Source organism: Knoellia sinensis KCTC 19936, from assembly GCF_000768705.1.
Classification (GTDB): domain Bacteria; phylum Actinomycetota; class Actinomycetes; order Actinomycetales; family Dermatophilaceae; genus Knoellia; species Knoellia sinensis.
In genome coordinates this window covers 1-19,429 of sequence record NZ_AVPJ01000011.1, presented here as the reverse complement: position 1 = coordinate 19,429, position 19,429 = coordinate 1, and the positions used below count along the sequence as shown (strand labels likewise).

General features: G+C 67.9%; 21 protein-coding genes and 1 pseudogene. 11 read left to right on the top strand and 11 right to left on the bottom strand.

Annotated features, from left to right (window positions below; all coding sequences use genetic code 11):
- The first annotated feature begins 82 nt into the window (after window positions 1-82).
- Both N802_RS13650 and N802_RS13645 read left to right on the top strand, forming a co-directional pair.
- Window positions 83-343, top strand: coding sequence for a type II toxin-antitoxin system Phd/YefM family antitoxin (locus N802_RS13650; protein ID WP_035917309.1), 261 nt, complete (start codon window positions 83-85; stop codon window positions 341-343).
- Entirely contained in the window at window positions 336-746 is a 411-nt protein-coding gene (locus N802_RS13645) for a PIN domain-containing protein (protein WP_035917308.1), read from the top strand. Before N802_RS13650 ends, N802_RS13645 begins: the two co-directional genes overlap by 8 nt.
- Here N802_RS13645 and N802_RS13640 read toward each other — a convergent pair.
- From N802_RS13640 to N802_RS13630, 3 genes are read right to left on the bottom strand one after another with little or no spacing between them, the layout of a single operon-like run.
- The gene (locus tag N802_RS13640; RefSeq protein WP_035917305.1) at window positions 736-1,698 is read right to left on the bottom strand and encodes an N-acetylglucosamine kinase; all 963 of its coding nucleotides are present in this window, start codon (window positions 1,696-1,698) and stop codon (window positions 736-738) included. The two genes, N802_RS13645 and N802_RS13640, sit on opposite strands and share 11 nt — an antisense overlap.
- Window positions 1,699-1,734: 36 nt before the next feature.
- Entirely contained in the window at window positions 1,735-2,541 is an 807-nt protein-coding gene (locus tag N802_RS13635; protein WP_084072218.1) for a sugar isomerase domain-containing protein, read from the bottom strand.
- Window positions 2,538-3,236 carry a TetR/AcrR family transcriptional regulator gene (locus N802_RS13630; protein WP_052109949.1) on the bottom strand — a complete coding sequence of 233 codons (699 nt, stop codon included), beginning with the start codon at window positions 3,234-3,236 and terminating at the stop codon, window positions 2,538-2,540. Before N802_RS13630 ends, N802_RS13635 begins: the two co-directional genes overlap by 4 nt.
- A 59-nt stretch (window positions 3,237-3,295) precedes the next feature.
- Between N802_RS13630 and N802_RS13625 the strand changes: the two genes are divergently transcribed.
- Window positions 3,296-4,117, top strand: a complete 822-nt coding sequence (locus N802_RS13625; protein WP_035917299.1) for an alpha/beta fold hydrolase — start codon at window positions 3,296-3,298, stop codon at window positions 4,115-4,117.
- A gap of 80 nt (window positions 4,118-4,197) precedes the next feature.
- On the opposite strand, the gene N802_RS13620 is transcribed toward N802_RS13625, so the two are convergent.
- From N802_RS13620 to N802_RS13610, 3 genes are all read right to left on the bottom strand, one after another.
- On the bottom strand, window positions 4,198-6,549 hold the full coding sequence (locus N802_RS13620; protein ID WP_035917296.1) for a heavy metal translocating P-type ATPase: 2,352 nt from the start codon (window positions 6,547-6,549) through the stop codon (window positions 4,198-4,200).
- Window positions 6,550-6,649: 100 nt separating this feature from the next.
- A complete protein-coding gene (locus tag N802_RS13615) occupies window positions 6,650-8,926 on the bottom strand; it encodes an ATP-binding cassette domain-containing protein (protein WP_035917295.1) in 2,277 nt (758 codons plus the stop codon).
- Window positions 8,927-8,979: 53 nt separating this feature from the next.
- On the bottom strand, window positions 8,980-9,597 hold the full coding sequence (locus tag N802_RS13610) for a VOC family protein (protein WP_156971408.1): 618 nt from the start codon (window positions 9,595-9,597) through the stop codon (window positions 8,980-8,982).
- A gap of 143 nt (window positions 9,598-9,740) precedes the next feature.
- On the opposite strand from N802_RS13610, the gene N802_RS13605 reads away from it, so the two are divergent.
- The gene (locus tag N802_RS13605) at window positions 9,741-10,559 is read left to right on the top strand and encodes a HalD/BesD family halogenase (RefSeq protein ID WP_035917292.1); all 819 of its coding nucleotides are present in this window, start codon (window positions 9,741-9,743) and stop codon (window positions 10,557-10,559) included.
- Here the strand turns inward: N802_RS13605 and N802_RS19555 are convergent.
- Window positions 10,538-11,515 (bottom strand): helix-turn-helix transcriptional regulator, encoded by a 978-nt coding sequence (locus N802_RS19555; RefSeq protein ID WP_052109948.1) that lies wholly within the window; start codon window positions 11,513-11,515, stop codon window positions 10,538-10,540. The two genes, N802_RS13605 and N802_RS19555, sit on opposite strands and share 22 nt — an antisense overlap.
- A 142-nt stretch (window positions 11,516-11,657) precedes the next feature.
- Here N802_RS19555 and N802_RS13595 point away from each other — a divergent pair, with 142 nt between their 5' ends.
- Window positions 11,658-11,999, top strand: a complete 342-nt coding sequence (locus tag N802_RS13595; RefSeq protein ID WP_035917287.1) for a hypothetical protein — start codon at window positions 11,658-11,660, stop codon at window positions 11,997-11,999.
- 75 nt (window positions 12,000-12,074) lie between these two features.
- Here the strand turns inward: N802_RS13595 and N802_RS13590 are convergent, their stop codons facing one another.
- Window positions 12,075-12,950, bottom strand: a complete 876-nt coding sequence (locus N802_RS13590) for a helix-turn-helix domain-containing protein (RefSeq protein WP_035917284.1) — start codon at window positions 12,948-12,950, stop codon at window positions 12,075-12,077.
- A gap of 104 nt (window positions 12,951-13,054) precedes the next feature.
- Here N802_RS13590 and N802_RS13585 point away from each other — a divergent pair, with 104 nt between their 5' ends.
- The 5 genes and pseudogenes from N802_RS13585 to N802_RS13570 all read left to right on the top strand — a co-directional run bounded on the left by N802_RS13585 (window position 13,055) and on the right by N802_RS13570 (window position 16,132).
- Complete coding sequence (locus tag N802_RS13585; protein WP_035917281.1) at window positions 13,055-13,912, top strand: aldo/keto reductase; 858 nt, start codon at window positions 13,055-13,057, stop codon at window positions 13,910-13,912.
- A 15-nt stretch (window positions 13,913-13,927) separates the two neighbouring features.
- Window positions 13,928-14,713: pseudogene (locus N802_RS13580) on the top strand (quinone oxidoreductase family protein); the annotation flags it as partial.
- 2 nt (window positions 14,714-14,715) lie between these two features.
- Window positions 14,716-14,919, top strand: coding sequence for a zinc-binding dehydrogenase (locus N802_RS21115; RefSeq protein WP_425402486.1), 204 nt, complete (start codon window positions 14,716-14,718; stop codon window positions 14,917-14,919).
- Window positions 14,920-14,930: 11 nt separating this feature from the next.
- Window positions 14,931-15,476 carry a cyclophilin-like fold protein gene (locus tag N802_RS13575; protein WP_052109947.1) on the top strand — a complete coding sequence of 182 codons (546 nt, stop codon included), beginning with the start codon at window positions 14,931-14,933 and terminating at the stop codon, window positions 15,474-15,476.
- Window positions 15,477-15,691: 215 nt separating this feature from the next.
- Window positions 15,692-16,132, top strand: a complete 441-nt coding sequence (locus N802_RS13570) for a DUF1801 domain-containing protein (RefSeq protein ID WP_035917277.1) — start codon at window positions 15,692-15,694, stop codon at window positions 16,130-16,132.
- 30 nt (window positions 16,133-16,162) lie between these two features.
- Here the strand turns inward: N802_RS13570 and N802_RS13565 are convergent, their stop codons facing one another.
- A complete protein-coding gene (locus tag N802_RS13565; protein ID WP_035917274.1) occupies window positions 16,163-16,567 on the bottom strand; it encodes an ester cyclase in 405 nt (134 codons plus the stop codon).
- Between the two features lie 66 nt (window positions 16,568-16,633).
- Between N802_RS13565 and N802_RS13560 the strand changes: the two genes are divergently transcribed.
- The gene (locus N802_RS13560; protein ID WP_035917272.1) at window positions 16,634-17,287 is read left to right on the top strand and encodes a TetR/AcrR family transcriptional regulator; all 654 of its coding nucleotides are present in this window, start codon (window positions 16,634-16,636) and stop codon (window positions 17,285-17,287) included.
- Window positions 17,288-17,387: 100 nt separating this feature from the next.
- Here N802_RS13560 and N802_RS13555 read toward each other — a convergent pair whose 3' ends face one another.
- Together N802_RS13555 and N802_RS13550 are read right to left on the bottom strand one after the other, a co-directional pair.
- On the bottom strand, window positions 17,388-18,593 hold the full coding sequence (locus N802_RS13555; protein ID WP_035917269.1) for a cytochrome P450: 1,206 nt from the start codon (window positions 18,591-18,593) through the stop codon (window positions 17,388-17,390).
- A 111-nt stretch (window positions 18,594-18,704) separates the two neighbouring features.
- On the bottom strand, window positions 18,705-19,184 hold the full coding sequence (locus tag N802_RS13550) for a hypothetical protein (protein ID WP_035917267.1): 480 nt from the start codon (window positions 19,182-19,184) through the stop codon (window positions 18,705-18,707).
- Window positions 19,185-19,429 lie beyond the last annotated feature (245 nt).

Genomic DNA, 19,429 nt, shown 5'->3' with positions numbered 1-19,429 from the left:
GACACCCCGACCGGCTCACGGTCCGCTGCCGTCGCCAGGAGCACCATCGAACGGATGTGCGTGAAATGCTACACTTGCGCACATGCCGAACATTGCCTCGAGGGACCTGCGGAACCACACCGCGACGGTGCTCGACGGCGTGAGCAGGGGCGAGACCTACACCGTCACCGTCCATGGCCGCCCAGTCGCTGAGTTGCGACGCGTTTCGAGCCAGCGCAGGCCAGCAGTGCCGAAGGCAGACCTTGTCGCACTTCTGGACCGACAGCGCATCGATGCGACGTTGGCGGCGGACATGGCGTGGATCACCGAGGGCACGACGGACGAGCTCGACGATCTTGGCTGAACGGAGCCCGAGCCGGGCCCTCGTCGACACCAGTGTCTGGATCTCGGGTGAACTCGGTCGCACGGTCGACCGCGGCCGCCTCCCGGACGAGGCACTGGTCTGCGTCATCACCATCGCCGAGCTCCAGGCCGGTGTGATCGCGGCACAGGACAGCACTTCCCGGTCGCGCCGCCTCGATACGTTGCACGTCGCCTTGGACGCCGAGGTCCTGCAGGTCGATGTTCGCGCAGCTCAGGTCTGGGCAGAACTCCGCGTGCTCCTGCGGGAGGCTGGCCGTCGGATCAACGTCAATGACTTGTGGATTGCCGCGATCGCGATCAGCAACAACCTGCCGGTCGTCACGCAGGACGACGACTTCGATCCGCTCGACGAACTCGGCGCCCTCACGGTCATCAAGGTCTAGTCAGGGCGGCATGCAGCCCGTCCGGGAGCTCGACCCCCAGCGCGCGGGCGGCGAGCCAGGCCGCTCCCCCGACACCAGAACCGGTGTGCCGCACCGCACTTCCAGGCCAGCGATCCGCGATGCGCTCGACCACGAGCTGGTGGAGTCGCGGTGTCCCCAGGAGCCCGCCGCCCAGCCCAACAACTGACTGGTCACCCGCATCGCGCACCGCCGCCAGGGTCTGGCTGAGCTCCTCAGCCGCAGTCTCCAGGATCGCCAGCGCCTCTGCCGACCCCGCGTCGGCGGCAGCGACGACGACCCCGGCGAGCTCGGAGAGCCGCACCGGTTCCAGCGCATGGGCTGCCGCGATGAGGGCGTTGCGGTCCACGTGTCGCTGGCCGGTCAGGAACACCGCGACCTCTGCTCCGAGTGGGTCGCCCTCGTCCCGCCTCTGCGCGAGGGCGCGCCGGATCGCTTCGCGACCCACCCAGAACCCTGACCCGTGGTCGCCGAGCAACCACCCGAACCCGTCGGCCACCAGGTCCTGCTTGCCGTCGACGATGGCTGCCGCGACCGACCCGGTGCCGGCGATGAGGACCGATCCGTTGAGGGCATCCGTCCCTGACGCGAACGCCACCTCGACATCGCCCGCGACGACTGGTGTGCCCGGCAGACCGAGCTCGGCCCAGACCCCGGTCAGAGCCTCGTGCGCCGGCATCGCGCCGAACCCAGCCGCGCCAATGACGTTGCCGCGCAGTTGGGTTCGATCGACGGGCTGCCCGTCCAGTCCGGCCAGCGCACCCTCGAGGGCCGTACGGATCTCAGCCATCGCCGGGCCGATCCCGCGCGAGACGGGGTTGCCCCCGCCCCCGATCCCCCGCCCCAGGATTCGTCCGGTCAGGTCGGCGACGATTGCGCGGCTGTTGGTCCCGCCAATGTCCATTCCCAGGACGAGGTCAGTCACGTCAGCCATCCATCCACAGAAGGCGGCCACCCACGGAAGGCGCAGTCACAGTCCGCGACGGAGCCGGCCGGCATACCGGGCTTCGAGTTCGTTGTTGTGAGCGTCGCCCTCGGGGATGTTGGCCGACAGGTACACGGGCGGCTCGTGGCCGTCGGCGATGAGCCGGGCGAGCGACTCGGCAACCATCATCTGCGCCAAGAGCGCAGCCGTGATCGAGGACAGACCACAGGCGGCGCCACCCCCGGGCAGCGGCAGCACCGCATCGCCGTAGGGCGCACCGTTGTCAAGCACGATGTCGGCCACCTCGAAAAGGCGCTGACCGCTCGGGTGCCGCGACTCGATCCGCGTCGTGTGCGCGAGCGACGTGACCGCGATGAGCGGGTGCCCCTTGGCCTTCACGAGGCGCGCGAACTCGACGATGCTGCCGTTGCCTCCGGAGTTCGAGGCGATGAGGAAGACGTCCTGCGGTTGCACGTCCGGGACGAGGCCGTAGATGAACTGCGCGAAGTCCGGGTCTCGCTCGAGTTCCCCTGCACCTGTCCCGGCGCTGCTCGCGGCCGCCGTCGCTGCCGCGACCGCGTCACGCAGGGCCAGCCGGTTCGTGGGGATATAGCCACCCGCGCGCCCGGCAATCTCCATGGCGAACGCCTCGGAGTGGCCGGTCCCGAACGCCTGCAGCACACCGCCGTTCGCGACGCAGCGGGCGATGACGTCGGCTGCGGCTGCGATTGCTTCCGCTTGCGACTCACTGACGCTGCGGATCGCTTCGACGGCAACCCCGGCGTATGCCGTGCCGCTGAGTTCGTGGGCCACCGGCACCTGGGCGGGGGCAGGAGGCAGAGACGGGGTCATGGGAGTCCTCGGGATTCGTCGGCTTGGTGGTCTGGTCCGGGAGTTGGCGTTCTCGGCGCCTGGCCCGGAATCACATGCCAGCCGTCATGGAGGGTGCGGAGGGCAGAATTCACGAGCTCACGCGGAGTGGCTGGCACGACGCGCGGGATCTTGTGGTGGGCACCCATGCGGGCGATCCCATAGACGGTGCTCGCCGCGATCTCGCAGCGATTCTGCACCTCACCGTCCGGAGTGCCGGGCGGCTGACAGGCAAGGACGACCCCCCGCAGAAGCGACCAATAGGCGATGGCTGCCTCCTGCAGCACCCGGTGGTCGCGCATCGCCACCACTGGGCCGAAGGCCAGATCAAAAAGGTGCGGGCGGCGCTCGATGAATGACGCGTAGTGGTCGCCGAGCGCGAGCAACCGGGCGATCGGATCATCGCCGGCTCGCTCCACCGCGACTTCGGCCTCCGTGACCACGCCCGCGAGACCCGACCCGGCCACCGCGGCAAGGAAACGAGTGCGGCTGCGGAAGTGCGTGTAGGGCGCCTGGTGACTGACCCCCACGGAACTGGCGACGCTGCGCATGCTGAGGCGGTCGACCGATGTCGTCTCGAGCGCGGTCAGGGCGGCTTCGACGAGTCGCGCCTCAAGGCCCGCGGGCGCCCAGTCGGCGCCCGCGGGCAGCGAGGGGGAGGCACTTGACACTGTCATGGCGGCGGTCCTACCGTAGCACTTGACAGTGTCAAGGACGACCGCGTCGGGAGGTCGAGATGGCATCGCAGGCGACGACACGACGGGTGCTGACCCGGGTCGGCCCACTTCACGTGCGCGAGCTGGGCGACGGGCCGCCGGCCTTCCTCTGGCACTCGCTCTTCGTGGACAGTTCGAGCTGGAACCGAGTCGAACGCGAGCTGGCCGATCACCGCCGACTCGTCCTGGTCGACGGACCGGGCCATGGCAAGAGCGGTGACCCGGGCCACCGCTACACCCAGTCCGACTGTGCCGTCGCGGCCCTCGAGGTTCTCGACACCCTTGGAGTCACTGAGCCCGTTGACTGGGTGGGCAACGCCTGGGGTGGGCACGTCGGGATCATCGCTGCGGACGAGTCCAGGCCCCGCCTCCGGTCCCTGACTGCGCTGGGCACCCCCGTGCACTCCTATCGCCCAGCGGAGCGGCTCCGTGTCGCGCTCCTCGCTCATGCGTATCGCTTGCTCGGTCCGATCCGCTATCTCACCGACGGTGTGACCGAGGTACAACTCTCACCCTCCACCCGGGCCGAAGACCCGGAGGCCGTGGCGCTGTCGAATCGATGCCTGCGCACTGCGGATCGACACGGCCTCTACAACGCGATCCAGTCGATTTCACTGCATCGTGAGGACCTCGCAGCTCGGCTGCCCCGACTCGCGCTCCCGGTCATGTTCGCCACCGGGCGCGATCACTCCGGCTTCACACCCGACGAGGCGGCCATGGCCATCGGCCTCGTGGAGGGTGGCCAACTCGAGGTCGTGGAAAACGCCGCGTACCTGCTTCCGCTCGAACAACCACGCCGTGTCATCAACCTCCTCCTGGACTTCTGGAAGTCGGCCACCTGACGTCGAACTGGGGGCAAGGGTTTCGATCTCGCGAATCAGAGGACGTGGCCGGCGTGGCGCGAGCGCCGTCCACGAGACGATCAGCGAAGGGCCTGGGTGCGAAGGCGCAAGGCGTTGGCGATGACGCTCACACTGGAGAGGGCCATGGCAGCGGCGGCGATGATCGGGGAGAGCAGGATCCCGAAGACCGGGTAGAGCACGCCTGCGGCGATGGGGATGCCGAGGGCGTTGTAGATGAAGGCGAAGAACAGGTTCTGCCGGATGTTGCTCATCGTCTTCTGCGACAGCTCCCGGGCCCGGACGATGCCGGTGAGGTCGCCCTTGAGGAGGGTGACGCCCGCGCTCTCCATGGCGACGTCGGTGCCCGAACCCATGGCGATGCCGACATCTGCGGCGGCGAGCGCGGGGGCGTCGTTGACACCGTCCCCTGCCATGGCGACCACGTGGCCCTCGCTTCGGAGCTTGTTGACGATGTCGCTCTTGTGGTCGGGCAGGACCTCTGCTTCCACCTGGTCGATGCCGAGGGTCTTGGCGACGGCCTGTGCGGTGACCCGGTTGTCGCCAGTGAGCATGACGACCTCGATGCCGTCCTCTCGCAGCGCCTTCAGCGCAGCGGGGGTGGTCTCCTTGATCGGGTCGGCGATCGCGAACAACCCGGCGAGCCGGCCACCAATGCCGGTGTAGATGACGGTTGCTCCGGTGTCGCCCAGCTCGGCGGCGCGATCCGACAACTCGCTGGTGTCGATGTCGTGGGAGGCGAGGAACTTCGCGCTGCCGATCACGACGTGATCGCCCTCGATGGTACCGAGGGCACCGCGACCGACGGGCGAGTCGAAGTCGGTCACGTCGGGGATCTTCAGCCCACGCTCATTCGCGGCTTCGACGATGGCCAGCGCGAGCGGGTGCTCGGAGGCTCGCTCGACCCCGGCGGCGATGCGGAGCAGGTCGTCCTCCGAGCGGTCGCCAGTGGCGACGATGCCCGTGACGCTGGGCCGACCCTCGGTGAGCGTTCCCGTCTTGTCGACGACGATGGTGTCGACCTTCTCCATGCGTTCGAGGGCTTCGGCGTTCTTGATCAGCACACCGAGGCGGGCGCCTCGACCCACGCCGACCATGATCGACATCGGGGTGGCCAGGCCCAGTGCACAGGGGCAGGCAATGATCAGGACGGCCACTGCCACGACGAGCGCATGCGCGAACTTCGGGTCGGGCCCGACGATCGCCCAGACGGCGAACGCCACGACGGCGATGACGATGACGATCGGCACGAAGATGCCGGCGACCTTGTCGGCCATGCGCTGGATCGGTGCACGGGAGCGCTGCGCGTCGGCGACCATCGCGACGATGCGGGCCAACATCGTGTCGCGGCCGACCTTCTCGGCGAGCATGACCAAGGCCCCGCTGCCGTTGATGGTGCCGCCGATGACCGGGTCGCCGCTGCTCTTCGTCACGGGCATGGACTCACCCGTCACCAAGGACTCGTCGACTGCGGAACGGCCCTCCTCGACCTTCCCATCGACGGGCACGGCCTCTCCGGGACGGACGCGGAGGCGGTCACCCAACTGGACGTGCTCCAGCGGGATCTCCTCGTCGTCGCCGGTGGCTGTGATGCGTCGGGCGGTCTTGGGGCTGAGGTCGAGCAGTGCCTTGATGGCGCCGGAGGTCTGCTCGCGAGCTCGGAGTTCGAGGACCTGGCCGAGCAGGACCAGCGTGGTGATGACCGCGGCGGCCTCGAAGTAGACGGCGACTGTGCCGTCCTCGTCGCGGAAGGAGTCGGGGAAGATCCCCGGCGCGAGGGTGGCCACGACGCTGAACAGCCAGGCGATGCCCGTGCCCATCGCGATGAGGGTGAACATGTTGAGGTTGCGCGTGCGGACCGAGGCCCAGCCACGCACGAAGAAGGGCCAGCCTGCCCACAGAACCACGGGTGTGGCAAGGATCAGCTGGGTCCAGACCGAGACGCGGGTCGGGATGAGATCGTGCAGCCACGGGATGAAGTGGCGGCCCATCTCGAGGATGACGATGGGGATCGTCAGGGCGGTCGCGATCCAGAAGCGACGGGTCATGTCGGCCAGCTCCGGGCTCGGGCCGGAGTCCGCGGTGATCGTCACCGGCTCGAGCGCCATCCCGCAGATCGGGCACGACCCCGGACCGGGCTGACGGATCTCCGGGTGCATCGGGCACGTCCACTCGGCGACGTCGTCGTCCGGCTCCGTGTCGCCCGCGTCTGAGCCTGCGTCGTGGGTTGCGGGAGCGAGGAAGCTGTCGGGGCCCTCCTCCCGGAACCGATCGCGGCACCGCTCGGAGCAGAAGTAGTACGTCGTGCCGTCGTGCTCCAACGACAGTGCCGTCTCCGGGTCAACCTGCATCCCGCACACCGGGTCGGTGACGAGTTGCCCCGTGGCCACGGTCTCGTGGTGGTCGTGCTGCATTGTCCGGGTCCTCCTTGAACGAAGGTCTGGATGTCCAGTGTCGCAAACCGTGGCGGCGGTCAGTCCGGCGTCAGGTTCACCATGATACCCCCTCGGGGTATCACTCTGCTGCGACGGCTCGCAGAGCTCGGGCGGTGTGGGTGTCGGTCTCGAGAAGTTCGTCGACCGTCCCGCTGAACTGGATCGTCCCACCGTCGTGGCCGCCTTCGGGGCCAAGGTCGATGACGTGGTCGGCGGCGCGGATGACGCCGAGGTCGTGCTCGATGACGATGACGGTGCGGCCTGCGTCGACCATGTCCTGGAGGAGGCCGACGAGGCGCTGGGTGTCCTTGATGTGGAGGCCCGTGGTCGGTTCATCGAGGACGATGATCGGCGCGTCGTCGGTGAGCTCGCGGGCGAGCTTGAGCCGCTGACGCTCGCCACCGCTCAGCGTCGTGAGGTTCTGCCCCAGCGTGAGGTAGCCCAGGCCAACCTGGATGGTGCGGTCGAGGAGCGCGACGAGCTTCTTGTCGGTGAAGGCCTGTCGGGCGTCCTCCATCGTCAACTCGAAGACGTCGGCGATGGACCGGCCGTCGACGGTGTACTTGAGGACGCCCTGTCGGAAGCGCCGGCCCTGGCACGTCTCGCACCGCGTCGTGACAGCGTCGGTGAAGCCGAGGTCGACGAACTTGATCCCCGTCCCCTCGCAGTCGCGACACCCGCCGTCGGAGTTCGGCGAGAAGCTGGCGGCGGGCTGCCCGGTCCTGCGCGCGAAGATGCGGCGGATCTCGTCGAGCATCCCGGTCCACGACGCCGGGGTGGAGCGACGCGAGCCGCGGATCGGGGCCTGGTCGATGATGACCGCATCAGGCGCGGCATCAGGCAGGTGTCCGTGAATGAGGCTGGACTTCCCCGATCCCGCGACACCCGACACGACGGTGAGGACGCCAGTGGGGATCTCGACCGAGACGTCCTTGAGGTTGTTGCTGTTGGCCCCCTCGATTCGGATGGCTCCATCGGGTTTGCGCGGCTCGCGTGCGGCTTGCACGCCCTCGGTGAGGGCCTTGCCCGTCGGTGTGTCCGCGCCACGGAGGTCGTCGAAGGACCCTTGGTGAATGAGATTGCCACCGTCGTGTCCAGCGCCGGGGCCGATCTCGATGATCTGGTCGGCGAGCGCCATCACGGCCGGGTCGTGTTCGACGACGAGGACGGTGTTTCCCTTGTCCCGCAACGTGATCAGCATCTGCCCGAGCCGGTCGACGTCACGAGCGTGAAGTCCTGTCGTCGGCTCGTCGAAGACATAGAGCATGTCGTTGAGGGTGCTGCCGAGGTGCCGCACCATCTTGACGCGCTGCGCCTCCCCACCGGAGAGCGTCCCGGTCTCGCGGGCGAGGTGGAGGTAGCCGAGGCCGAGGTCCCCGAGCCTCGTGAGCTGCGTGACCACGTCGGTTGCGAGAGGAGCCAGTGATCCGAGATCCCAGGTCGCCATGAGAGTCGCGAGATCGTTGACCTGCATTCCGTATGCCGTCGGCAGAGTGAGTCCGCCCACCGTCGCCTTCCGTGCAGCCGCGTTGAGTCTCGTGCCCTCGCACTCCGTGCAGGGTCCTTGGGTGACGAGCCGCTCGTAGGCCTTCTTGGCCTCGCCCTTGAGGGACGCGGGGTCCTTGGTGAGCTCGATTCGTCGGAACCTGACGAGGACACCCTCATAGGGGCCGGGCAGTGCGTGGGCGCCGGTGGTCTCGACCTCACCGGGCTGGGCCTCGAGGAGGCGGTGGCGCTCCTTGGCCGTGTAGTGCTCGATGGGGACGTCGACGTCGAAGAGACCGCTGTCGGCGAAGCGACGCCAGGTGAGCTTGCCCGGCTGATAGTCGGGGTGGTTGAACGGGCCCTCGCGCAGGGAACGCGACTCGTCGAGGAACGCGTCGACGTCGAGGATCTTCTGGACGCCCAGGCCGTGACAGGTGGGACACATGCCGGCGGGGTCGTTGAAGGAGAACGCGTTGGAGTAGCCGACGAAGGGCTCGGCGCCGCGGGACCAGAGCATCCGCATCCAGTCGCCGATGCCGGTGATGGTCGCAAGAGTCGATCGCGGCCCGCCATGGAGTCGGCTCTGGTCGATGACGATGCAGGCCGAGAGGTTCTCGATCCGGTCTGCCTCGGGGCGGCCGTAGGACGGGAGGTAGTTCTGGGCGAAGGCGCTGAACTGCGAGTTGACCTGCCGTTGAGCCTCAGCCGCGATGGTGTCGAACACCAGCGACGACTTGCCCGATCCTGAGACGCCGACGACCACGATCAGCGAGCGCTTGGGCAGATCGAGGTCGAAGCCGGTGAGGTTGTTCTGACGCAACCCGCGGAGCTGGATCGTGTCGAGGTTCGCTGTCTCCCCCACGGCCACCATGCCTCCATCCCACCAGATTCACCCGGCGTGAGCGCGTGGATTGGGCGCTCGGGTCACGCACCACCGGCCGTGAGGCCGCCGATCGCCGCGGGACCCGATGGGGTTGAGAACGTGGCGAGCAACCCCGGTTCGCCCGGTCCAACGGTGACGGGACCGACCACGTCGCCGATGAGGGGACGGATCGCGGCGTCTTCGGGAGTGGAGATCCTCAGCATCTCCAGACGAATCCCCTTGTCGGGCAGGAGCGACGACGGTGGTGGGGTGCGCCAAAGGATGCGTGACGGCGCGAGCCCGCCCCACGGCATACGACCGTCTGGCTCAACTGTGAGCGCCCACCGGTTGCTCCCCCGAGCCAACTCCATGACGTGCTCACCTGCGAGCGCTGGGACGCGGACCACCCAGTGCACGAGCGCGGGACCACCTGCGAGCCGGGCACGCATCACCTCGGTGTCGAGCTCGAACCATCGCGCCCGCCCCGGGGAGGGCGCCTGCGGGTCGACGGCGACGACCTCCAGGTAGCAGTCGGGGCCGAGGGAGAGGAGGCGGTTGTGCGTGCCGAAGACCTCGTGCTGCCCCCCTGGGTCCATGGTCACGCCGAGGCGCTGCTCGACCCACCGGGCGCCCTCGGTGAGGTCCGCTGCCGCGACGACAAGATGGTCGAGATCGCTCACAGTGGCCAGACTAATCCGGAGATTTCGTGAGGCAGCGGACTGATCCGGTGCCGCGAGGATCCGACACCGGTCCCGATGCTGTTGTCCCGGCGAGGGGGTGGGTGCAGGCTGGAATCGAACCCTTCCGACCTGAGGAGACGGCCATGACGCAGACCGCCAGCAGCCCCACGTACGCAGACGTCGTGGATCTGGAGCGGTACCCGATCCATCGGCTCGACAGTGACGCCGGCCAGCGGCTCGTGGACGACTGCCGAGCCGCACTGGCGAAGGACGGTGTGTGCACCCTGGAGGGATTCATCCGCCCCGAGGCCGTGCAGGCGATGGTCGAACTCGCCGGACGACTCGGGCCCAAGGCGTGGGCCTCGGACCAGACCCACACCATCTATTTCGAGCCAGTGGACGAGAGCGTGCCGGCTGAGCATCCCCGCGCCCACCAGGTGCGTTCGGCAAAGCATGGAATCGCCTACGACTACATCCCGAGTGACGCGCCGATGCGGCGGCTCTACGAGAGCGACGACCTCACCGCCTTCATCGCCGCAGCCCTTGGGCGGCCGGTCCTCTATCGCAGCGCTGACCCACTGGATGCGCTGCAGGTCACCGCGTTCCACCCGGGCGAGGAGCTCGGATGGCATTTCGACAACAGCGAGTTCTCGGTGACGGTGATGTATCAGCAGGCGCAGGAGGGCGGCAACTTCGAGTACGCCCCCGGGCTCCGGTCCGACAGCGATGAGAACTATGAGGGCGTCCAGGCGGTCCTTCAGGGTGACCGCAGCCCTCTCAAGGTGCTGCCGAGCGCGCCGGGCACCATGGCCTTCTTCCGCGGCGAGCACGCACTGCACCAGGTCACGCCGATCCAGGGCGACACCCCACGGATCAACTCAGTGCTGACCTACGGCGAGCGCCCCGACATGAAACTCAGCGACCTGACGTCCGAGCTGTTCTACGGCCGCACCTCGTCCTGACGCTCGTCGCGCGCTGACTCCACGGCGTCTCGGTACGTGACCACGGCGGACACGCGACGGTGTCCTTGAGTCGCGTCGGTCAGACCGAACTTCCGGAAGATCGAGGTGGCGTGCTTCTCGACCGAGGAGAGGGACAGGTGCATGCTCTTGGCGATCTCCGGATTGGACAGGCCTTCGGCCATGGCCCTGAGCACGGTCAGCTCCCGGGGGGTCAACCGAGCGAGAGCCTCTGGCGTGGCCTCGGGTCTGGGTGGGCGACGTGCCGCGTCCCGCAGGTGCGCGAGCTCTCCGGTCATGGAGTCGAGACGGCGCAGGACGGGTCCGAGCGCGAGGGTCAGCGGAAGGACCGGCGCAGCGAGCAGCCACATCCACGTGACGGCGTTGTCGTATCGCGAGCCAGCCACCACCCCGAGAAGGACAAGTCCGGCGACGACGCCCAGGCCCGCAATGGGCCAACGCATGGCGGCGCGATCGTCGGCCCCCGCCCTGCGGTAGCGCACGACGAAGAGGACGAGCGCGAGCACCGGCAGGAGCACGAGCGCCAGCCCCCCGAGATTGGCGACTCCCTCCGGAAGGAGTTGCACGACAGGCCCCAACTCACGGTCGGCGTCGATGATGCTCGGCGTCGGGCCTGACATCGCAGCCAGAACTGGCCCGGTGACTGCCAGCAGGGCAGCCGCGGTCACCACCTTTGGCGACGGCTTCTCGTCTGGGTACGCCGCAGCAAGCCACACCAGCGCCACGAAGCCGCCGACGAACAGCAGTTGCGACGCGACATGGACCCATCCGGCCATGGCTCCGTCCGAGGCGAGGGCCTGCCCGGCACCGAGGAAGGCGAGGAGGTGGGCAGATCCCAGGGCCGCCAGCCCGCCTGCCACTCGCGCGGGCGTACCCAGCAGGTGGCCGATCAGTCCCGCCACGAGGAAGCAGGCGGGCGCGATGAGGATCTGGAGCACGCCTCAAGTGTGGCCCCGACGGGCGCTGCCCACCCTGCGGTCGACCGTAAAAGCGCCACAACTGCGGTCAACCACGTGGTACCAGGTGCGGCCATCTCCCTAGCGTCCGAGACGCCCACTCCACGAATCGAAAGGGACTCTCATGACCGCCATTCAGCGCTCGGCCCAAGGCCTCATGGTGATCTTCGGCCTGCTGACCATCGTCTTCTACGCCTCTGTCTATGCGGCCGCAGGCGCGGACGCCTTCCCCAGCGATGCCAATGCCCTCATTGCCACCGGGGGCGCGGCTCTGGGCGTGCTGGTCATCGCCCTGGCCACCGCTGGCATCAACTCGGGCGAACGATGGGCTTGGTTGGCGCTGTGGGTGCTGCCGGCGTTCTTCCTCGCCCATGCAGCGCTCCTCGGCACCTGGGTCCCGGACGGCATCTTCGCGGCCGTCAGCGCCGCTGCACTGATCGTCACCCGCCCCCGCTACACCGCCTGAACGGGCCCGAGGCGCACGCGCGGAGGCGAGCGGACGGCATACCCACGTGCATGTCTCGCCGGAGGCGAGCGACGGTCAAGACTGCGTTCGCTCGCTCGGGGCGTTTGCGGAGTCAGCTGCGGTCCACGAGGCGAGGATGCGCAGGGCCTCGTGCGTGGCGCTGTCGGGTGCCGCCGTCCACACGACCAGTTGCTGGTCCGCATCGGCGACGTCGGCAAGGGTGTCCCAGTCGAGGACCAACTCGCCCACCATCGGGTGGACGAGGGTCTTGGTGCCGGTGCTCAGGCTGGCGACGTTGCGGGCGGCCCACCACTGGGCGAACTGGGGATCGTGCACCGACAACTCGCCGACCAGCGCGGTCAGGCGTGGATCGGCGGGGTTCTTGGCGGCCTGCATGCGCAGTTGGGCGACGGCGGTCTTGGCGACCGACTCCCAGTCCTGATAGAGCGTGCGCATCGCGGGGTCGGTGAAGAGGATGCGGACGTAGTTGCGGTGCTTCGCTGGCACCTGTCCGAAGTCGGTGATCATCGCTGCGGCCAGCCGGTTCCACGCGAGGACGTCCATCCGTCGTCCCATGACGATCGCGGGGGTGGCAGACAGGTCGTCCATGAGGCGGCGGAGTTGCGGCTTGACCTTCTGGATGGACTGCCGAGGTGTCCTCGTCGAGGTCTTGCCGGCCAGGCTGAAGAGATAGCGGCGCTGGTCCTCATCGAGTTGCAGCGCGTCCGCGAGTTGCCCAAGGACGGGTGCCGACGCCTGGATGCGGCCCTGCTCGATGCGGGTGTAGTAGTCGGTGCTGATCGAGGCGAGTTGGGCGACCTCCTCGCGGCGGAGTCCGGCGACGCGACGCGCGCCGACACCCTCCGGCAACAGCGCATCGCGAGGTGACAGTTCGGCACGGCGGGCCTTGAGGAAGGTGCCGAGCTCGTTCTGCTTCGGGTCGCGGCTCATCGTTCGAGTGTCGCAGCCGATCGCCGATCCCTGAGGGGGAGGAATCCCTCCCCGGATGAATCCTTCCTCTGCACAGATTCGGCTCTGGGTTCGAGCATGGAGGCATGGCAATTCTCAACGAGACCTATGGCCTGTCCAACGGAGTGACGATCCCGAAGCTGGGACTCGGCACGTGGTTCATCGACGACGACGTGGCCGCGCAGGTTGTGCGCGACGCGGTCGCAGCCGGCTATCGCAACATCGACACGGCGCAGGCCTACGGCAACGAGCGCGGCGTCGGCGAGGGGGTGCGCACGAGCGGCGTCGCTCGTGACGAGCTCTTCGTGTCGACCAAACTCGCGGCCGAGATCAAGGACTACGACTCCGCGGCTCTGGCGATCGACGAGTCGCTCGCGACGATGGGCCTGGACCACATCGATCTGATGCTCATCCACAGCCCTCAGCCGTGGGACGACTTCCGCGGTGGCGACTACGCGGAGGGGAACCGGGAGGCGTGGCGCGCCCTGGAGGATGCGCACAAGGCCGGCAAGCTGCGGTCGATCGGCGTCTCGAACTTCCAGCAGTCCGACCTGGAGAACGTGATGTCGTCGGCGACGGTCGCACCGCACGTGAACCAGGTCCTCGTCCACGTGGGCAACACGCCCAGTGAGCTCATCGACTACTGCCAGGCGAACGGCATTCTCGTGCAGGCGTATTCGCCGATCGCGCACGGCGAGATGCTCAAGAACGCCGAGGTGCAGGCGATGGCTGAGCGCTATGGCGTGACGGTGCCGCAGCTCGGCATCCGCTACACGCTGCAGCTCGGCACTGTGTCGCTGCCCAAGACCTCGAACCCGGAGCACATGCGCTCCAACGCCCAGGTCGACTTCGTCATCTCCGACGAGGACATGGAGACGCTGCGCTGGATGCGCGCGGCCGACTACGGCGAGCACAGCGCCTTCCCCGTCTACAGCGGCAAGTGAGCGGCGGGATCGCAGATGACTGAGACGATGCGCGCGCTCGTGTCCGGTCGCGGCCCCGAGTGGGTGCTGGCCGACGTGCCAGTCCCGCAGCCGGCCCCCGGGCAGGTGCTGATCCGCAACCGGGCCAGCGCAACCAACAACGCCGACCTGCCGATGCTCGCCGAGGCGGACCCCTCCAGCGGTGGGTCCGGTGAGCAGTTCATCGCCGGATTTGAGTATGCCGGCGAGGTCGATGCGCTCGGAGCGGACGCGGGTGCGTGGCAGGTTGGCGACCTCGTGATGGGCACCTTCCCGTCGGCGTTCGCCGAGTACGTCGTGGCTGACCATCGGTTCGTGCTGCCGCGGCCGGCGCGCTTGGCTCCGGAGGTGGCCTGTGCGTTGCCAACGGCTCTGCTCACCGAGTTCGGCGCGCTGCGGGTCGCAGGCTTCGAGGCCGGTCAGAGCGTGCTGGTCACCGGTGCCACGACCGGGATCGGGCTCATCGGTGTCCAGATCGCGAAGGCGGTAGGTGCGTCGCGCATCATCGCGACGACTCGCGGTGGGGCCAAGAAGGAACTGCTGGTCGGTGTCGGTGCCGATGTCGTGATGGTGACGGACGAGGAGGACCTCACCGAGGCCGTACTGGCAGCCACGGACGGCAAGGGCGTCGATGTCGTGTTGGACCACGTCGCCGGTGAGACCTTCGCGCAGTGCCTGCCCGCCACCGCTGAGGACGGCCATGTCGTGAACATCGGTCGCCTCGCCGGCCCGGCCTCGACGATCGACCTGGACGCCCTGTCGTATCGGCACCTCACCTGCATGGTGTGTCGTTCGGCTTCTCGCGCGACTGGGAGACGGTGCCGATCCTCGAGGGATTGCGGGCGGACGTGCTGCCCGCTCTTGAGCGTGGGGAGATCCGGCCAGTCATCGACTCCACTGTCGACATCGCGGACTTCCAGAAGGCCGCCGACCGGCTCCGCCCCGGCGACGCGGTGGGCAAGGTCGTGCTGACCTTCGCCGACCGATGAGCGAGCCGAGGATGCGCTGGCGCACTCCCGCCCTTGTGGTGGGCGCGGCTCTCCTCGCCCTGGCTGGATGCAGCCAGGGCGGGGAGCCCGTCCCGGGGGCGACTGCCCCGACGAGTTCGATCGAGTCGGCGAGCCCGTCTGGTTCGACCGGCACTTCGTCCGCGACTGACGAGTCCGGAAGTGTCGAGGGGCAGGCCCTACGCCTGACAGTGAACGACACGGTCATCGACGCGACGATGGTCGACAACGCCACCTCACGAGAGTTCGCGGCACTTCTGCCCCTCACGATGCGGATGGGCGACATGCTCGGCCGGGAGGCGTACGGAACCGGACTACCGACGGACCTGACGGACGACGCACCGCGCCGGACGGCATACGAGATCGGTGAGCTCGTCTACTGGCCACCGACGAACGGAATCGCGGTGTACCACAAGCGCGCTGGCACACCCGTGCCCGAGCCTGGGCTGATCCCGCTGGCCCGGATGACTGTGGACGACGCAGCGGCCTTCGATCTGTCGGACGGCGCCGCCGACGTCACGATCTCCCGGGCGCCGTAGGAGCGACCGGCGACTGGGACGCCGTCGCGAGCGTCGCATCCGCGGGATGAATCGCAAGGCGCGGACGCGAAGGCAGGCCGGAGGCCTGTTGAGCGGTCACAACGCAGCGAATCGCCCGCGGTGCGGCGCGCAGCAGGCGCCCCAATCGCCGGTCGCTCCAGGCCCGTAACGTGGGAGCGAAGGCGTTCCACGGCACACGAGATAGGGAGATCGACGTGGCAGAGGCAGCAGGGGTCGTCAATCGGGACGGGCGCACCCACGACTCAGAGTTCCGGGACGCCATCTCAACCTCGCCGGCTGAAGTCCAAGAGCTGGCGATCGCTGTCCGCGCGCTGGTCTATGACGTCTATCCGGACACGGTGGAGGTCGTGTGGCCGAAGCAGCGTTCCATCGGCTGGGGCGTCGGCCCCAAGAAGTTCACCGAGCAGTTCGCCTATCTCATGACGTTCAAGAAGCACGCCACGCTCGGCTTCTACAACGGCGGCGAACTGCCGGACCCCGCCGGTCTGCTGCCCGAGGCGGGCGGCACGCAGGTCTCCGGGACGCTCTCGATGCGGAGCCTCAAGGTGACCCGACACGAGGACCTCGACCGACCGGAACTCCGCGAACTCATCGATGCCGCCGTCCGGCACCAGACCACCCTCGTCAACGAGTAACCCAGCCGCAGCCAGCGTCGACTCTGCACGCTAGGCAGTGAGTTGTCTCATCAGCGTGGCGTCGTCGCGGACGGCCCAGTGCTCGGCGCCTTTGCCGTCGGCCATGCGCAGGATGTGCATCTGCTTGTAGGCGAACCGCCGCCCAGAGGCGGGCAGTCCGAAGTACTCACCGGTGTGCACACCGCTGTGGGTGCAACGGATCACCACTTTGTCACCCTCGGCGATGACGTCGTGGATCTCCCAATGCTGGTCACTGAACGCCCGATTGAGGATGTCCATGAACATCGTGATGCCCTGCAGTCCGGGTGGAGTCCCTTCTGGCGCCTCGTGATTGACGAACTGGTCGCTCACGAGGTCGCGCAACGCCTCCTGATCGTTGGCGGGGAAGACCTCTTCCAGAACCCGCCGGGCCGCCGTCTTGTTGTCGAGTCCCATCTCGCCTCTCCTTCCGGGCGCGTCGTCCTCAGTGGCGACGTATTGATGGCACTATCATTCTCCTCAATGTTGGAGAACGCAAGACCCAAACGCCGCTACGACGCCACGTCCCGCCGGAGCCAGGCGCAGGCGACGCGCGCCCGTGTCGTGCTGGCAGCCACCGAAGCCTTCCTGGAGTTGGGCTACGTCGGCGCCACCGTCCCTGACATCGCCGCACGAGCCGGTGTTGCGCTCAAGACGGTCTACCGGGCTGCCCCCGGCAAGGCGGGGCTGCTCGCCGCGTCCGTGACAGCTGCCGTGGCCGGCGGCGTGGCGCGCGGGGAGGTCCCCGTCGTGGAGCGTCCTGCCATTCGCGCCATCACAGAGGAGCCGGATCCGGCCCAACAGTTGCGGCTCTATGCCAAGACGCAGCCAGGCATCTGGGCACGAGTCGGCCCACTGCTCAGGGTCCTCGCCACCGCCGCCGAGTCGGAGCCTGAGTTGCGGGCAATGCAGGCCGAACAGGAGGCGGTGCGGCATGCGGGCCTCACAGATTTCGCGCGCCTCCTCGACGAGCGACGAGCGCTCAAGGTGGGCCTGACGCCGGAGCGCGCTGCAGACATCATCGTCACCCTCGGTTCCTTTGCCACATACGAGAGCCTCGTGAACACCTACGACTGGACGCACGACCAGTACGTGGAGTGGCTCGTCGCTGCGCTCCAGCACTCCCTGCTGGGCTGACCACGCCCGTTGTCTCGGCGCTTCAAAGCCTTCGTATGCCGTCCGCCCGCCTTCACGTGAAGGCGAGCGGACGGCATACGGAGACTCTTCAGAGGTGCGCTCAGGCGAAGGTGAGGTTCACGGGGACTGACTCGTAGCCGCGCAGCACCCACGTCGGCCGGCGGGGAGGGGTGTCGGAGAGGGCGATCGAGGGGAAGCGGGCGAGGAGCCGGCGGAGTGTGACCTCGAGCTCGACCCTGGCCAGGGGCGCGCCGAGGCAGAAGTGCCGGCCCAGCCCGAAGCCGACGTGCGGGTTGGGGTCACGGGACACGTCGAAGGCGTCGGCGCCGGTGAGGGAGTCGTCGCCGAAGACGTCCGCGTCACGATTGGCCGACCCCATGAGGCAGGCGACCGTCTCCCCTGCCCGGATGTTCGCGCCCGCGATCTCGACGTCCTGGGTGGCCGTCCGCTCGAACATCTGCAGCGGCGCGTCAAAGCGGATGAGCTCCTCGAGCGCCGTTGCCGCGCTGACCTCACCGGACGTGATCCGACGCAGCTGGTCGGGGTGATGGAGGAGCGAGACGAGGCCATTGCCGAAGGTGTTGACCGAGGCTTCGTGACCCGCGTTGAGCAGCAGGACGACGGTCGCCACAAGCTCGTCATCGGTGAAGCCGGCAGCGTCATCGTCCCGCTCGGCGATGAGGTCGCTCACGAGGTCCTCCCCGGGGCGTTCGCGGCGCATCTCGATGACCTCGCGGACGTAGGCCGCGAAGTCGACACTGGCGCGGACGGCTGCTTGGCGCGTGGTCTCGTCGACGCCCTGCTCATACATGTGGACGATCGCCTGCGACCAGTCCCTCAGCCGGACGTGGTCCTCACGCGGGACCCCGAGTAGGTCGGCGATGACGAAGACCGGCATCGGCTCGGCGTAGGTGGCGAGGATGTCGAGCGGGCGGGCGGGGTCTGGGTCGAGGTCGTCGAGCATCGCTTCGGCCAGCTCCTCGATCCGTGGTCGCATGCGCTCGACGTGCCCCTTGGCGAAGGCACCGGCGAGGAGGCGCCGCATCCGCGTGTGCTCCGGTGGCTCGTTCTCCATGAGCTGGTTGCGGTGCAGGAAGTTGAAGGGCTCCATCTCCTCGACCGGCTGCCAGTCGGACCAGATCCGACCCAGGGCTCGATCGCGGAGGGTGGCGCCCACCGCCGCATGGGTCGTCGCGACCCACCGACCGTCCTGCGCCCGCAGCATGGGGCCCTGGGACCGCCACTCCGCCAGTGTCGGATAGGGGTCGTCGATGAGGGCAGGATCAGTGAGGTCGACGTCGCTCATCGCGCCATCATGGACTGTCGCGGCCATCCGGTCGATGTGCCCGTAGGCTCTAAAATCGAGGGGTTGGGTGGGGACCGAAGCCACCTACGCCTTCGACTTGATGAGGCCGCTTTACCCGCCTGTCAATGCGATGGCGCTTTCCCGGCGCTGGGCACGACTCATCACCACGATGCTGCTCAACGCAAAAAAGAAACCCGCGGCAGCGAACCCCAGAGAGGTCTGCGTAGCGAGCTCCTGTTGGTATTCGGAAAGTGGTACGCACTTTCGCTTTCCGGCATCAGCAAGATAATACTGGCAATTCTCCGGACCGTCCGAATAGGGGACCCCTTGGCTCGGCGCGGCAACGCCAATCAGCAGCAGCGCCCAAGCGACTACACCTAGGCCAGCGCCGACGATCATCGTCGCTCTGGACGGATGTCCGAATATGTCGCGAAAGCGATTCGACCTTCGGTCATCCATGCGGTATGAAAGTCGACCAATGGCCGAACCGATGGCGTGAATCATCGCCCCTAACGAAGTCGCGCCCAAGGCGATCAGGGCCGACCAGGGCAGCGGCTCCTTGGCAAGGGCTACGAGATACGCCGAGATCACACAACATGCACCGCCGAGTGTGGCGTAGACCCGACTAAGTGACACTTCAGCCTTCCCAACTACGAGCGCTTCTAAGCGCGCGGGCGATCTTGCGCAGCACGTGCCACCCGCAGAAATCCGGGCAAGTCCCGCCCATTCGCGACATTAATGGTGGTTCCATCCTGGAACCGAAAAACCCGGATCGATCCTGAGAGCCGTCCGGCGGCTGGACCTACGACAGAGCCCCGGGGAGTGGTGGGGATTGG